Annotated in this window: 9 protein-coding genes; 5 read left to right on the forward strand and 4 right to left on the reverse strand. The window is 61.7% G+C overall.

Translation table 11 applies throughout. The annotated features are described in order from the left end of the window. Position 1 precedes the first annotated feature (1 nt). From clpX to AAAX73_RS06820, 3 genes are all read left to right on the forward strand, one after another. Positions 2 to 1,411, forward strand: coding sequence for an ATP-dependent Clp protease ATP-binding subunit ClpX (gene clpX / locus AAAX73_RS06810; protein ID WP_349125460.1), 1,410 nt, complete (start codon positions 2 to 4; stop codon positions 1,409 to 1,411). Positions 1,412 to 1,699: 288 nt separating this feature from the next. Then, on the forward strand, positions 1,700 to 4,396 hold the full coding sequence (locus AAAX73_RS06815) for a valine--tRNA ligase (RefSeq protein WP_117629439.1): 2,697 nt from the start codon (positions 1,700 to 1,702) through the stop codon (positions 4,394 to 4,396). Positions 4,397 to 4,676: 280 nt separating this feature from the next. Then, complete coding sequence (locus AAAX73_RS06820) at positions 4,677 to 6,020, forward strand: Mur ligase family protein (protein WP_349125461.1); 1,344 nt, start codon at positions 4,677 to 4,679, stop codon at positions 6,018 to 6,020. Positions 6,021 to 6,369: 349 nt separating this feature from the next. Here the strand turns inward: AAAX73_RS06820 and AAAX73_RS06825 are convergent, their stop codons facing one another. The 4 genes from AAAX73_RS06825 to AAAX73_RS06840 form a co-directional block, all read right to left on the reverse strand. Continuing rightward, a complete protein-coding gene (locus AAAX73_RS06825) occupies positions 6,370 to 7,458 on the reverse strand; it encodes an aminopeptidase P family protein (protein ID WP_117629441.1) in 1,089 nt (362 codons plus the stop codon). A gap of 467 nt (positions 7,459 to 7,925) precedes the next feature. Further along, complete coding sequence (locus AAAX73_RS06830) at positions 7,926 to 8,324, reverse strand: DUF1667 domain-containing protein (RefSeq protein WP_117629442.1); 399 nt, start codon at positions 8,322 to 8,324, stop codon at positions 7,926 to 7,928. A 4-nt stretch (positions 8,325 to 8,328) separates the two neighbouring features. Beyond that, entirely contained in the window at positions 8,329 to 9,678 is a 1,350-nt protein-coding gene (locus AAAX73_RS06835; RefSeq protein WP_349125462.1) for an FAD-dependent oxidoreductase, read from the reverse strand. 16 nt (positions 9,679 to 9,694) lie between these two features. After that, a complete protein-coding gene (locus tag AAAX73_RS06840; RefSeq protein ID WP_117716001.1) occupies positions 9,695 to 11,158 on the reverse strand; it encodes an NAD(P)/FAD-dependent oxidoreductase in 1,464 nt (487 codons plus the stop codon). A gap of 786 nt (positions 11,159 to 11,944) precedes the next feature. Between AAAX73_RS06840 and AAAX73_RS06845 the strand changes: the two genes are divergently transcribed. After that, positions 11,945 to 12,376 (forward strand): zinc ribbon domain-containing protein, encoded by a 432-nt coding sequence (locus AAAX73_RS06845; protein ID WP_118288965.1) that lies wholly within the window; start codon positions 11,945 to 11,947, stop codon positions 12,374 to 12,376. A 229-nt stretch (positions 12,377 to 12,605) separates the two neighbouring features. After that, positions 12,606 to 14,369: a threonine--tRNA ligase gene (thrS, locus tag AAAX73_RS06850; RefSeq protein ID WP_055251577.1), complete on the forward strand. Its 1,764-nt coding sequence runs from the start codon at positions 12,606 to 12,608 to the stop codon at positions 14,367 to 14,369. Positions 14,370 to 14,682 lie beyond the last annotated feature (313 nt).

Consider the following 14,682-nt stretch of genomic DNA (forward strand, 5'->3'; position numbering starts at 1 on the left):
GATGGCCGGTAACATGCAGGACAACTTCGACGAGAACGGCAACCCCATCCGCTGCTCCTTCTGCGGAAAAGAGCAGGGGCAGGTTCGCCGCCTTGTTAAGGGTCCGACCAACATCTTTATCTGTGACGAGTGCGTCGCCGCCTGCTCCGAGATCCTTGAGGAGTCGCTGGCTTCGGACTTTATGGACGCTGCCCGCAACGGCAAGCTGCCGGGCTTCCTCAACGATCACGGCCAGGCTGCGTCCCAGCCTGCCGTGGACCCCGAGGCCGAGGGCTTTGAGCTCGAGGACGACGCCCGCCAGGTCATTACGCACGTGCCGACACCGCACGAGATCTATGACGAGCTTTCGGCCTATGTCATGGGCCAGGAGGACGCCAAGCGCGCCATGTCGGTTGCCGTGTACAACCATTACCGCCGCGTGATCGAGGGTGGCGCTGCGCTTTCGGCCTTTGACGACGGCTTGGACTCGCAGCTCGGTGATGATATGGACGAGGTGGAGCTCGCCAAGTCCAACATTTTGCTGCTCGGTCCCACCGGCACCGGTAAGACCTTGCTCGCCCAGACGCTCGCGCGCATCCTCGAGGTGCCGTTTGCCATCGCCGACGCTACCGCGCTCACCGAGGCCGGCTACGTGGGCGAGGACGTGGAGAACATCCTGCTCAAGCTTATCAACGCCGCCGATGGCGATATCGAGCGCGCGCAGGTCGGCATTATCTATGTGGACGAGATCGACAAGATCGCCCGCAAGGCCGAGAACCTCTCCATCACCCGCGATGTTTCGGGCGAGGGCGTTCAGCAGGCGCTGCTTAAGATCCTTGAGGGCACGGTGGCAAGCGTTCCGCCCACCGGCGGCCGCAAGCATCCCCAGCAAGAGCTGCTGCAGATCGACACGACCAACATCCTGTTCATCTGCGGCGGTGCCTTTGTGGGTCTGGACAAGATCATCGCCGATCGCGTCGGCAACAAGGGCGTGGGATTTAACTCCGAGATCGCCGGCCCCACCTCGGTCGACGAGAATGACCTGCTGCGCCAGGTGCTCCCGCAGGACCTCAATGCCTTTGGCATGATTCCCGAGTTTGTGGGACGTACGCCCGTCGTCACTCAGACGCAAGCGCTCGACGAGGACGACCTGGTGTCGATCCTGACTGAGCCCAAAAACGCCGTGGTACGTCAGTACCGCAAGATGTTCCAGCTCGAGGACGTTGAGCTTGAGTTTGAGGACGCCGCCCTGCACGAGATCGCCCGCATGGCGCTTGCCCGCAAGACCGGCGCCCGCGGCCTGCGCTCCATCTGCGAGGACGTGCTGCAGCAGACGATGTTCGACCTCCCCAGCGAGGAGGGTGTCACCAAGGTCATCGTGACCGAAGCCTCCGTAAAGGGCGAAGAGCAGCCCCAGCGTATCTACGGCTAAACCAGCCTAAAACGTGTTTGCAAATAGCCTCCGACCACCCGCGGTCGGAGGCTATTTTATATATACGCAATAACCCCAACTACCTGTGTTATTCTGTGTGTTTGTTTTAAGCCTCAGCGAAGTCATTACAGACTGAAGTAATCGATACCTAAGGGGAGGGATGTAGGCCCGATTTTCGGAGATTCCGCACGAGCCGAAGACCACTTAATGTGGTCTTCGAGCGAGCCCAGGACCTGACCGAGCGAAAATCGGGCCTACATTCCTCCCCGGCGGGACAGGGAGAGATATATGGAAGAGATGCCCAAGAACTACGATCCGTCGACCAACGAGCCGGCGATCCTGCAGAAGTGGCTCGACGGCGGCTACTACAAGCGCCGTGAGGGCGTGGGCGACTGCACCGTCACCATTCCGCCTCCCAACGTGACCGGCAAGCTCCACATGGGTCACGCTACCGACGACTCCATCCAGGACGCCATCATCCGTATGGCCCGCATGCGCGGCAAGTCCACGCGCTGGGTGCTCGGCACCGACCACGCCGGTATCGCCACGCAGACCAAGGTCGACAAGAAGCTCAAGAGCGAGGGCATCAGCCGCCTGGAGATCGGTCGCGACAAGTTTGTCGACGCCTGCTGGGATTGGACCCACGAGTACGGCGGCATCATCGTCGAGCAGATCAAGCGCATGGGCTGCTCCGTCGACTTCGACAACGAGCGCTTTACCATGGACGAGGACTACGCCCAGGCCGTGCGCAAGGTGTTCTGCGACTGGTACCACGACGGCCTGATCTACCGCGGCAAGCGCATCGTCAACTGGTGCCCCAACTGCACTACCGCTATCTCGGACGACGAGGCTGAGTACAAGGACGAGAAGGGCCATCTGTGGCACCTGCGCTACCCGCTGACCGAGCCGGTCAACGGCCAGGACTACATCGTCGTCGCTACCACCCGTCCCGAGACCATGCTCGGCGACACGGGCGTTGCCGTCTCCCCGAAGGACCCCGAGAAGGCCGCCTTTGTGGGCAAGACCGTCATGCTGCCGATCGTCAACCGCGAGATTCCCATCTTTGAGGATTGGCATGTCGACGCCAACTTTGGCTCCGGCTTCGTCAAGGTCACCCCGGCCCACGACCCCAACGACTACGCCATGGGTCAGGCCCACGACCTGCCGCAGATCAACATCTTCGACGAGCACGCGGTGGTCGTCGAGGGCTACGGCGAGTTCACCGGCATGAACCGCGACGAGTGCCGCGAGGCCGTCATCAAGTGGTTCGACGAGCACGGCCTGCTCGACCACGTCGAAGAGCTCGACCACTCCGTCATGCACTGCTACCGTTGCGACTCCGCACTGGAGCCGTGGCTGTCCGAGCAGTGGTTCGTGGCCGTCGATAAGCTCAAGGGGCCGGCGCTCGACGCCGTCAACTCCGGCAAGGTCACCTTCCACCCCGCGCGCTGGACGCAGACCTACACCACCTGGATGGAGAACCTCAAGGACTGGTGCATCAGCCGCCAGCTGTGGTGGGGCCACCGCATCCCCGTGTTCTACTGCGAGGACTGCGGCTGGGAGGACGCCCTCACCGAGGACACCGACGTGTGCCCCAAGTGCGGCGGTCATCACGTGCATCAGGACGAGAACGTGCTGGACACCTGGTTCAGCTCGCAGCTGTGGACCTTCGCCACGCAGGGCTGGCCGCAAAAGCCGGAGCTGCTCGAGGGGCATCACCCCACGACGGCGCTGGTCACCGCGCGCGACATCATCGCGCTGTGGGTCGCCCGCATGGTCATGAGCTCGCTGTACTTCCTGGATGAGGTGCCGTTTAAGGACGTCGTCATCTACCCGACGATCCTTGCCAAGGACGGCAGCCGCATGTCCAAGTCCAAGGGCAACGGCGTTGACCCCATGGACCTCATCGGTATGTACGGTGCTGACGCCATGCGTTACAACCTGCTCACGCTGTGCACTAACAACCAGGACGTCAAGTTCGACGCGAACATCGATAAGAAGACCAAGAAGCTCATCGACAGCCCGCGCACCGAGCAGGCCAAGAGCTTTGTGACCAAGATCTGGAACGCCAGCCGCTTCCTGCTTATGAACATGGAGGGCTACACGCCCGGCGAGCCCGTCGTTGAGACGCCGGCCGACGCCTGGATGTTCAGCCGCCTGGCCAAGGCCGTGAAGATGGTCACCGAGGGTATTGAGAAGTACACCTTTGGCGACATGGCGCGCGGCGTGCAGCAGTTCTTCTGGAACGAGGTCTGTGACTGGTACGTCGAGGTCACCAAGGCTCGCCTGAAGGGCGAGGGCCGTCTGCAGGCGCAGCGCAACCTGATCTTTGTGCTTGACACGTCCATTCGCCTGATGCACCCGCTCATGCCGTTCGTGACCGAGGAGATCTGGGACAACATGCCGGCGAGCGTGCTCGATCTGGACGCCGAGGGCAACGTGGACCGCGCCGAGGCGCTCATGATCGCCAAGTGGCCCGAGCCCGCCGACTACGCCAAGTATGTTGACGAGGACGCCGAGCGCGCGTTTGAGCTGTGCCGTACCGTCGTGTCTGCCGCCCGCGCCACGCGTTCGCGTTATCGCTTGAGCCCCAAGGCCGAGCTCGACGTGGTCGTGCGCGCCGGTGCCGAGGACATCGAGAAGCTCGAGAGCTTGCGCTCCACGATTGAGCCGCTGGCAAACACTGCCTCGCTGGTCATGGGTACCGACGTCGAGAAGCCGGCTGCGAGCATTGCCGTGGTCGATAGCGGCGTCGAGGTCTTTGTGGTGCTCGAGGGCAAGGTCGATCTTTCGGCCGAGAAGGCACGCCTGGAGAAGGAGATCGCCGCGGCCCAGAAGGAGCTTGCCGGCTGCGAGAAGACGCTGTCCAACGAGGGCTTTGTGGCCAAGGCCGCGCCCGCGGTGGTCCAAAAGAAGAGGGACCGTGCAGCTGAGCTCAAGGAGATCCTGGCGGCGCTGACCTCGCAGGTTGCTGACTTCTCGTAAGCGGTACTGGGGGACGCGGTTTGGGGCATTGCTCGCTACTGCGGACAGTCCTGCGCAAGACGGACAGCACATTAAGTGCTGTCCTTTGCGTGCGGAACTTGCGGCGAGCAAAGCGTCGGGCCGCTCCTAGTGCGGTTACGTGGTTGTTTGCATCTGGCGTGTTAGGGCCACTTGGTTGTGGCCTTGATCTCGCTGCAAGCGGATAGAGGCTGATATTGTCAACGCGAGGGGCTCATTCTTTTTGGTGGGCCTCTTTTTCTGTTATGGGGGACTTTGGGTTATGGCTAAGCGTTCTGGGTCGTATGTCGTTCCTTTCTCGTTTGAGTTGCTTTCGTTTGATGAGGCTGTTGGGCTGGCTGCTGATACGGGGCGGATTTCTGGGGATGCTGGTCCTCTGCTCGAGACGGTTGTCGATATGCTCGATGAGCTGGGGCGTCCGGACGAGTACTTTGATTGCATTCAGGTTGCCGGTACTAATGGCAAGACTTCGACTACGCGTTTTTCGGCTGCTATTCTTCGCGGCGAGGGGCTCAAGACCGCGCTGTATACGTCGCCGCAGCTGGTGCGCTATCCCGAGCGCATGGAGGTCGATGGGCGCGTCGTGAGCGATGAGGCCTTTGCTCGTGGCGTTTCTGCCGCCGTCGAGGCGGGGCATCGCGTGAATGCCCGTCGTGTGGCGGCGGGGGAGCGCGCCTATACCATCACGCCGTTTGATCTGTTGACGGCCGCCGCGCTTGTAGTGTTTGCCGAGGCTGCGGTGGATGTTGCCGTGCTTGAGGTTGGCATGGGCGGACGCTGGGATGCTACGAGTGCGACCGATCCCGTGGCCGTCGCCATTACGGGCATTGGACTCGACCATACGAAGGTCCTGGGCGATACGCTCGAGGCCATCGCGGGGGAGAAGGCTGCGGTTATTAAGCCTGGGCGCCTGGTTGTTTTGGGCGAGGGTACGCATGAGGCGAGCGTTCAGCGCGTGATGGATGCCCGTTGCCGTGAATGCGGTGTGGTGCCGCTCGTGGTGAGTCACGCCACGACTAAAGTGCCGGCGCATGTGGGCGACACGGTTGAGTTTAGCTGCACCACGCCGCGTGCGATTTATACGTCGAGCATGGTCAAGCCGGCCTATCAGCCGCAGAATGCCGCGTGCGCGATTATGCTTTGCGAGGGGTATCTGGGTCGTGAGCTCGACCACGAGGCACTGGATGCTTCGCTTATGGGCTGCCCCACACCGGGTCGCTTTGATGTGCTGGGAACCGATCCGCTTAAGTTGATTGACGCCTGTCATAATCCCCAGAGCTGCGAGAACTTTGTGAGCGCGCTGGACGAGATCGATCCGTGCGTGGAGAACCGCCCCACGCTGCTGTGTGCCGCGCTGGCCGATAAGGACGTGGCGGGTATCGTTGACGTTCTGGTTCCGGCATTCCCCCGCGTGGTCGTGACCCAGACCGATTCCGATCGCGCCCTGCCGGCAGAGGAGCTCGCCTCCCTGGTGGACGCCGACAAGCTCGCGGGCGTGTACCCCAGTGTATCCGAGGCCCTCGCGGCTTTCGATGCCGCGGGCGAGCCTTTCGTAGCAGCCGGTACCATCACCCTAGCCGGCGAAGTAGCGGGGCTGCTCCGTTAACCCATCCCCTCATCAGTTGCGGTGAAATACGGACTGTTTTACAAGCCAGAAGCCTCAAACGGTCCGTATATCACCGCAACTCAAAAGCAGTCAATTTGGGACGGGGCTTTTTTGGCTGCCCTGCGCCTCGAGTTGACTTGCTCGCCACGAAATGGGCCTATTTACTACGTTTGACCGGTAACCCTCGACCATACCGAGAATTGCGAAATCAAAACCGCAGGTAAAGGGCTTGCCAGTTTTGCGAAAACACGGGTATGGTCGACCCACGCGGGCTAAACGTAGTAGATAGGCCGTTTTTGTGGCGGCATTCATGTGATGCGGCAAAGGGACAGCCCCTTTGCCGCATTGCCTAGTCTAAGCGGACCGGATCGTGGGGGTAGGCGTTGAGAATCTCGACGCCGTTCTCGGTCACCAGGGCTAGGTCCTCGATGCGGACGCCGGTGTGACCGGGGAGGTATATACCCGGTTCGATAGAGAACGTCATGCCCGGCTCTACGACCTGCTCGTTGGCGAGCGAGACATCGCCCGGCTCGTGGTCTTGCAGACCGATTGAGTGACCCAGACGGTGCGTAAAGTACTGCCCATAGCCCGCATCCTCAATCACGTCGCGTGCGGCGCGGTCCAAGTCGCACATACGAACGCCCGGCGTGATGAGCGCCTCGGCGGCCTCGTTAGCGCGGCGCACGATGTCGTAGACGTGCGCGGTCTCCTCGTCCGGCTGGCCCCAAAAGAACGTGCGTGTCATGTCCGAGCAGTAGTTGTGACGGCGTCCGCCAATGTCGAACAGCACCACGTCGCCATGCTTGAGCACGGTATCGTCGGGTTCGTGATGCGGGTCGCCGGCGTTGGCGCCAAAGCTCACGATGGGCGGAAAGCTAAAGCCCTCGCAGCCGTGCTTGCGGTACAGGCCGAGCATCTGGTCGGCGATTTCGCGCTCCGTCACGCCCTCGTGGACGAGTTTGATGGCATCGGCCATCACGGCGTCGTTGGCGGCCGAGGACACGCGCATAAGCTCCTGCTCGGCGGCATCCTTGTAGGTGCGCGCGGCGGTGACGGCAAAGTCACCCAGGAAAAACTCGCTTGCGGCGTGGTGCTCTATGAGCGGCATCAAAAAGCCGGAACGCATGACAGTGTCGACGCCAAGCGGCTTGGCTGGGTCGATCTCACTCGCGATGGCGTCGGTCACGACGTCGGTGTCGTTGTGGTAGGCCACGCGGGCATTGTCGTACTCGGGCAGCTGATGCAGGGCGTTAATCAAGATTACCGGCTCGGCATCGCGTGCGAGCAGCACGCCGCAAAAACGCTCGAACATATCGGCATAAAAGCCGGTCAGGTAATAGATCGACCACGGGTCGTTTACGAGCAGCTGCGCGCCGGGGTGCTGAGCCTCGAGCGCATCGAGCACGCGCGCCACACGCTGGTCATCGACATGTGCCATACATCGTCCTTTCGCTAGGTTGCCACCATGGTATCCCCAATGCCGGCGTAGTCAATTTGGGACGGGGCTATTTTAGCTGCATCAAACATGCGGAATGATAGGTAAAAGTAGTCATAAGAGGGTCGTCCCAAATTAGCTGCTTTCAAAACTATGGCGGATTACGGGGCTGGACCTGTATTACTTGACCATGGGAAAAATCGCGAAATTAAAACCGCAGGTAGACGGCTTATCAAAAATCGAAAAATGCCGGTATGGATGGGGGTCTCCGAATCAGCCCCGTAATCCGGCATAGTTTTGAAATGGCACTAAAGTAGGCACAATCTAAATATCGATCCCAAGGCAAGTTGCGGTGGAATAGTTCCTGGATGCCGGGGTTTTGGCGGAAATCAGGAACTATTTCACCGCAATTGAGGAGGGGCGGGGTGGATGGCGGGGTAGCTAAAAGAGCCCCGTCCCAAATTAGCTGCTTAGGCTGGGTCGATGTCCATGCTGGCGATGAGGTCGATGCCCGTGTTGAGGGGGTCTTCCAGAACGACGTCGCCCATGCGGATGGGGGCCTCGACGACCACGCCGCGGATGAGGTCCATCGCCTGGGCATGGAGTGCCAGCGGGATGGCTTCGGCCGTGCGCACGGGCAGCAGCGCCTCGTCGCCGCCGGATACGGCAACGGTGGTGGTGAGCACGCGCATGGGACAGGTGAGCTCCTGATGTGCAAACTTATCACCGCGCGGGCAGCTGTTGCCGGTTACGGAGCGTACCTCTACCACGGCGCCGTCTGCGCTGCGCTCGACCTCCACGGTCAGGAGGCACTCGGAGGGGCAGGTGGTGCAGTTGAACTGCAGCGTTTCAATCGCGTTTGTGCTCATGACTCTACGCCTCCTCAACGGGGTCGACGGACAGGACTATCTCGCTAACGCCCAGGTCGAGTGCGCGCTGAATTACCTTTGCCGGTAGTGGGAAGCTCTCCATTACGCTCGGTTTAAACGGGCGGACCTTGCCTGCAAACAGCTCCTCGTCGCCTGCCAGAATGCGCACGCGGGCAGCATCGACCGGCCGACGTACGCGGAAGTTGAGCTTAGTGAGTGACACGGCCGTGATGCGTCCCGGCAGTGCGTAGCCTGCGATGCCAGCGGGGGAGACCGTGAGCTGGCAGCCCGCGCCCGCCACTCCCGCCGCGGTGCCGACAGCCCCCAACGCCCACGCCGCCGCAGCCGCACCGGCACGTTCGGACTCGGTCGTCACGTTGTCGGCCAGGTCGTGCACGTGCAGCACGTTGCCGCAGGCAAATATGCCCGGCACGCCCGTCTGCAGGCTCTGGTCCACCACGGCACCGCGCGTACGTGGGTCCAGCTCCACACCCGCGGCAACCGAAAGCTCGTTTTCGGGAATCAGGCCCACCGAAAGCAGTAGCGTGTCGCACGGAACAACACGCTCGGTCCCCGGAATGGGTGCTAGGTGCTCGTCGACCTGACTCACCTCGACGGCCTCCACACGATCGTGCCCGATCACACGCGTGACCGTGGTAGACAGATGCAGTGGAATGCCAAAGTCCTCCAGGCAGTTCTTAACATTGCGACGCAGGCCGTTGGCGTACGGCATGAGCTCGTACACACCCTCGACGGAAATCCCCTCGAGCGTGCAGCGGCGCGCCATGATCAGCCCGATGTCGCCCGAGCCCAAAATGACGGCGCGCGAGCCGGGTTTGAGGTTCTCGATATTGATGTATCGCTGCGCTAGGCCGGCCGTAAACACGCCGGCGGGTCGGCTGCCGGGGATCTTGATCTCGCTGCGCGTGCGCTCGCGGCAACCCATGGCAAGGACGACCGCGCGCCCGATGAGCTGCAGCATACCGGTGGGGCTCATGAGCGTGACGGTGTGGACCGCGGCGTCTTCCGCGGACTCGCCCGAATCAACCCCTATCACCATGCTGTCCAAGAACAGCGCAATGTTGGTCGCGCGCACCTGGTCGATAAAGCGATGCGCGTACTCGGGACCGGTGAGTTCCTGCTTAAAGTGCGACAGTCCAAAGCCCGGGTGAATGCACTGTCGCAGGATGCCGCCCAGATGCTGCTCGCGCTCCACGATGGCCACGTGCGCGCCGGCCTTGTGCGCGGCAAGCGCGGCTGCCATACCGGCGGGGCCGCCTCCGATGACGACCACGTCGAAGGTCTGCGTCGACACTGGCGCTGCGGTTCCGGTCTCCGCGCGTTCGTCGCGCATATCAAACGTCGCCATCCTAGCGCACCCCCTTTAGCGGTCCCTCGACCAGCCAAGATCCGGCATCCTCCAACAGCACTTCGCTGGGGTCGCAGCCCAGCTCGCGGGCAAGGATCGCAACCACGCGGCTCTGGCAAAAGCCGCTCTGGCACCGACCCATGCCCGCACGGCAGCGCCGCTTGACGCCCTCGACCGAAACCGCACCCGGGCGGCGTCGAATCGCGGCCACGATCTCGGCCTCGGGCACCGTCTCGCAGCGGCAGACGATCTGCCCCCATGCGGGGTCGGACTCAATGAGCTCCTCCTTGCGTGCAAGCGGCGCACGGTCGAAGTCGTCCGGCGCGTGTCGAATCGGATCCCAATCGGCCCGTTCGCGCAAAGCAACGCCCGCCTCGCGCATCACGTGCTCCATGCGCTCGGCAATGGCCGGCGCGCTCGCCACGCCTGGCGACTGAATGCCCGCCGCCTGGAACAGGCCTGGCACCACGGCGGACTGCCCAATAAAGAAGTCGTTTGTTCCCTTGATGACCGGACGCCCGCCGGCAAATGCGCGTACCACGCGACGCGTGTCCAGATCGGGCACCAGCTTGCGTGCTCCCGTCAGCAGCGCGTTCACATCGCTTGCGTAGGTCTGCGTGTCGCCCGGCTCGCGCACGGCAGCCGTCGCGGTGATCACGGTGTTGCCGTGGACCGTGCCCGTGACGATTACGCCCTTGGACACTGGCGTGGGCACGGGGTAGAGCGGCATGAGCGCGCGCGGCTCCTTGTCCAGCACCACGATGTTGCCCTGGCGCCAGACCATCTGGAACTCCTCGGCGCCCGCCATATGCGAGATGTCCGCTGCACCGTTGCCCGCGGCGTTGATCAGATAGCGGCAGCGCACATCGCCGACAGGCGTCACCAGCGTAAAGTGCGCAGCCCCGTCGGTAGCCTCGCCGCCGGCAACCTCAATTGCTTCCACCGGAGCCGACCGAATAAACGTCACGCCGTTGGCCACGGCGTTCTCCAGCGCAGCGATGGCGACCTCAAACGGATCCACAAAGCCAGTGGAGGGACACCACAGCGCGCACGTCGCCTCGGCACTCGCGCGTGGTTCCAGCTCGCGGATGCGCTCGGGGCCGATAATCGACAGTTCGGGCACGCCGTTGGCCACGCCATTCTGGCGCAGCTTCTCCAGGTGTGCGCGGTCTTCGTCGTTAAACCCCAGCACCATCGACCCGGTGCGGCGGAACAAAAATCCAAGCTCCTGGGCCCACGTGCCATATAGCTCGCAGCCGCGGGCGTTGACCTGCGCCTTTACGGTGCCCGGCGCCGGATCGTAGCCGGCGTGTACCAGGCCGCCGTTGGCCTTCGATGCGCCCAGGGCGACATCGTTGGCCGCCTCGACCACGCAAATGGTCAGGTCATAGCGCGCGAGTTGCCGCGCAATGGCACACCCGGTGATGCCCGCGCCCACAACCGCGATATCAAACGTTTCTGTCACAGTGCCTCCCAGACAAGTTGACAGGCTGTCAATAGGACTATGCTACGGTCTGCAGACCCCCAGTGCAGCGGCAATGCGGCGAACAGCCCCACTGCATCCGCCAACGGCAGGCGTGGGCCGGCTCAGCACGGATGCCGGCCACGTTAGAACGCGAGATCTTCCCGCCCAACCTCGCGGTCTGCGCCGTTACCTGTTACAGATTGAGATGTTGAGTCCACAGGCGCACGTTCTTCTCGATCTGTAACAGTAAGAACTGTTTTTGGGTTCCAGATGTTACAGTTCGAGATTTAAGTTGGGGAGAGAATGGTTTGTCTCAATCTGTAACATCTGGGACTGTATTTGCCGAGTAACTGTTACAGATTGAGACATTCGGTGCGGACGGTTTTCTTTGTCTCGATCTGTAACAGTTAGCTGAGGATTTGGGTTCTAGATGTTACAGATTGAGACAAACCTTCCGACGGATTTTGAAGGTCTCGATCTGTAACAGTAAGAGAGGAAATTCGGCCTCAGTTGTTACAGATCGAGATTGAAGCCAGCGAGGGGATGTTTTGTCTCGATCTGTAACATTTGGACCCGATTTTGCCGAGTAACTGTTACAGGTCGAGATTGAAGTCGGGGAGGGACCCCTGTGTCTCGTTCTGTAACATCTAGACCCGGATTCCACTCCTGCCTGTTACAGATTGAGATGTTTGTGTCCGCACCAGCCCCGCCCCTAGCCGTGGTCCCATATAAACAAACCCCGTGGTAAACTTGACCGGACTGTTAATATTCCGAAAGGTACCCGTAATGTCCAAGTACATCTCCGAGCTCATGTCGCCGCAGCTTATGGGCGTCGTCTATGCCTTCGTTGGCTTTATCGTCGCCCTGTATGTGCTGTCGGTCGTCTATGTGTTCATCGACGCTCGCCGCCGCGGCGCCAGCGCCTACGTGGCATGGGGCATCATCGCCCTCATCCCGTTTGTGGGCCTCATTGCCTACCTGGTCCTGCGCCCGCACTCCTACGCGTCCGACCGCGAGGAGCAGGAGCTGGACATGGCGCTGCGCGAGCGCCAGCTTGCCCAGTACGGCACCTGCCCGCAGTGCGGCGCGCCCATCGAGAAGGACTTTGTCGTCTGCCCGGTGTGCGATACCCAGGTTCGCAACGTATGCCCCAGCTGCCATCGCCCGCTCGATGCGCACTGGAAGGTCTGCCCCTACTGCCGAACTCGCATTCAGTAACGCATCCATCGCCGGGCCGGCCGCAAGCCACGGGCACCGCGCGTCCCGCGCAAGCCACACGCGCAACCCGCCCCCACACGATGAAGCATGCGTAGAAAATCGCCCGCCGTGCCATTAAGGTGCGGCGGGCGCTTGTATACCAAGGCAACCTGCCTATAATGATGCAAGTTAAAACGCCGAGCGCATCGCACGCACTTGCATCAGGCATCCGAGAGGAGAAAACATACCCATGAAGGCACTCTACAATGACGGTTCGGTGGCCGAGCTCCCGCAGGACGAGGTCACGCACGTCATCCGCCACTCCGCCGCGCACATCATGGCGCAGGCCATCAAGCGCCTGTACCCCGAGGCCGACTTTGCCTACGGCCCCGCGACCGACAACGGCTTCTACTACGACGTCGACCTGCCCGAGGGCGTCAAGATCAGCGAGGACGACTTCCCCGCGATCGAGGCCGAGATGAAGAAAATCGTCAAGGAGAACCTCAAGTTCTCCGTGTACGAGAAGCCCCGCGCCGAGGCCATCGCCCTTATGGAGGAGCGCGGCGAGAAGTACAAGGTCGAGCACATCGGCGACCTGGACGACGACGCCCGCATCACCTTCTACCAGCAGGGCGACTACATCGACATGTGCGTCGGCCCCCACATCTGCTACACCAAGGCCCTAAAGGCCTTTAAGCTCACCGGCGTCTCGGGCGCCTACTGGAAGGGCGACAAGGACAACAAGATGCTCACCCGCATCAACGGCGTCGCCTTTGCCACCAAGGAAGAGCTCGACGAGCACATGCACATGCTGGAGGAGGCCAAGAAGCGCGACCACCGCAAGATCGGCCGCGAGATGGACCTCTTTATGATGCGCGATGAGGCTCCCGGCTTCCCGTTCTTCCTGCCCAACGGCATGATCCTTAAGAATACGCTGCTGGACTACTGGCGTGAGATTCACCACAAGGCCGGCTACGTGGAGATCTCCACGCCGCTCATCATGAACAAGCAGCTGTGGAAGACCTCGGGCCACTGGGACCACTACAAGGACAATATGTACTCCACCGTCATCGACGACGAAGAGTACTGCATTAAGCCCATGAACTGCCCGGGCGGCGTGCTGGTGTACGCCTCCAAGCCTCACTCCTACCGTGAGCTGCCCATCCGCGCCGGCGAGATTGGCCTGGTGCACCGCCACGAGCTGCGCGGCGCCCTGCACGGCCTGTTCCGCGTGCGCTGCTTTAACCAGGACGATGCCCACCTGTTTGTGCGCCCCGACCAGCTGACCGATGAGATCGTGGGCGTGGTCAACCTCATCGACTCCGTGTACCAGAAGTTTGGCTTTAAGTACCACGTTGAGCTTTCCACCCGCCCCGAGGACTCCATGGGCTCGGACGAGGACTGGGCACGCGCCGAGGAGGGCCTGCGCACCGCTCTGGAGAAGCTGGGCATGGACTACGAGGTCAACGAGGGCGACGGCGCCTTCTACGGCCCCAAGATCGACTTCCACCTGGAGGATTCGCTCGGCCGTACCTGGCAGTGCGGTACCGTCCAGCTCGACTTCCAGATGCCGCTCAACTTTGATCTGGAGTACGTGGACGCCGACGGCACCAAGAAGCGCCCCATCATGCTGCATCGCGTTTGCTTTGGCTCCATTGAGCGCTTTATCGGTATTCTGATTGAGCACTTTGCGGGCAAGTTCCCCACCTGGCTGGCTCCCGTTCAGGTCAAGGCACTTCCGGTTTCCGAGAAGAGCCGCGACTACGCCCACGAGGTGTGCGCCAAGCTGGAGGAGGCCGGCATTCGCGTGGTCTGCGACGACCGCGACGAGAAGATCGGCTACAAGATCCGCGAGGCCCGCAGCATCGACCGCGTGCCCTACATGCTCATCCTGGGCGAGAAGGAGGTCGAGGCCGGCAACATTTCCGTCCGCGATCGCTCCAACGAGACCGTTCAGATGAGCGTTGACGAGTTTGTTGCCAAGGTGACCGAGGAGATCAAGACTCGCGCCTAGCACAAACCATACAAGAATTAACAAAGGCGATCGTCCTCGCGGGCGGTCGCCTTTTTTGTTATCTATAGAAGAAAAGCCGCTGGTTAGGGCGGCTTTTTTTGTTGTGCAAAAAGGTACAGGTTTTTGTAGAGGCGTATGGAGATGTGTCCGTTCGCGCTGCAATTTGTGTAATCTGGGAAAACGTGAGGGTTGATTTCCAATCTCAGCCGAACACATTGAGCAAATAGCCCATTCCCGCAGTTAGCCGAACGCCCCCGCGGCCCCTCCCGGGGTCCGGGGGCGGCATTTTCCCAGTTGAAGGAACGGTGGAGAT

The sequence above is a fragment of the Collinsella sp. CLA-ER-H9 genome, from assembly GCF_040092295.1.
In the GTDB taxonomy this organism is placed as follows: Bacteria; Actinomycetota; Coriobacteriia; order Coriobacteriales; family Coriobacteriaceae; genus Collinsella.

Excerpts from the sequence above, each read along its gene's own strand:
- clpX (WP_349125460.1), top strand. The coding sequence starts at position 2 with ATGGCCGGTAACATGCAGGACAACTTCGACGAGAACGGCAACCCCATC.
- AAAX73_RS06815 (WP_117629439.1), top strand. The coding sequence starts at position 1,700 with ATGGAAGAGATGCCCAAGAACTACGATCCGTCGACCAACGAGCCGGCG.
- AAAX73_RS06820 (WP_349125461.1), top strand. The coding sequence starts at position 4,677 with ATGGCTAAGCGTTCTGGGTCGTATGTCGTTCCTTTCTCGTTTGAGTTG.
- AAAX73_RS06825 (WP_117629441.1), bottom strand. The coding sequence starts at position 7,458 with ATGGCACATGTCGATGACCAGCGTGTGGCGCGCGTGCTCGATGCGCTC.
- AAAX73_RS06830 (WP_117629442.1), bottom strand. The coding sequence starts at position 8,324 with ATGAGCACAAACGCGATTGAAACGCTGCAGTTCAACTGCACCACCTGC.
- AAAX73_RS06835 (WP_349125462.1), bottom strand. The coding sequence starts at position 9,678 with ATGCGCGACGAACGCGCGGAGACCGGAACCGCAGCGCCAGTGTCGACG.
- AAAX73_RS06845 (WP_118288965.1), top strand. The coding sequence starts at position 11,945 with ATGTCCAAGTACATCTCCGAGCTCATGTCGCCGCAGCTTATGGGCGTC.
- thrS (WP_055251577.1), top strand. The coding sequence starts at position 12,606 with ATGAAGGCACTCTACAATGACGGTTCGGTGGCCGAGCTCCCGCAGGAC.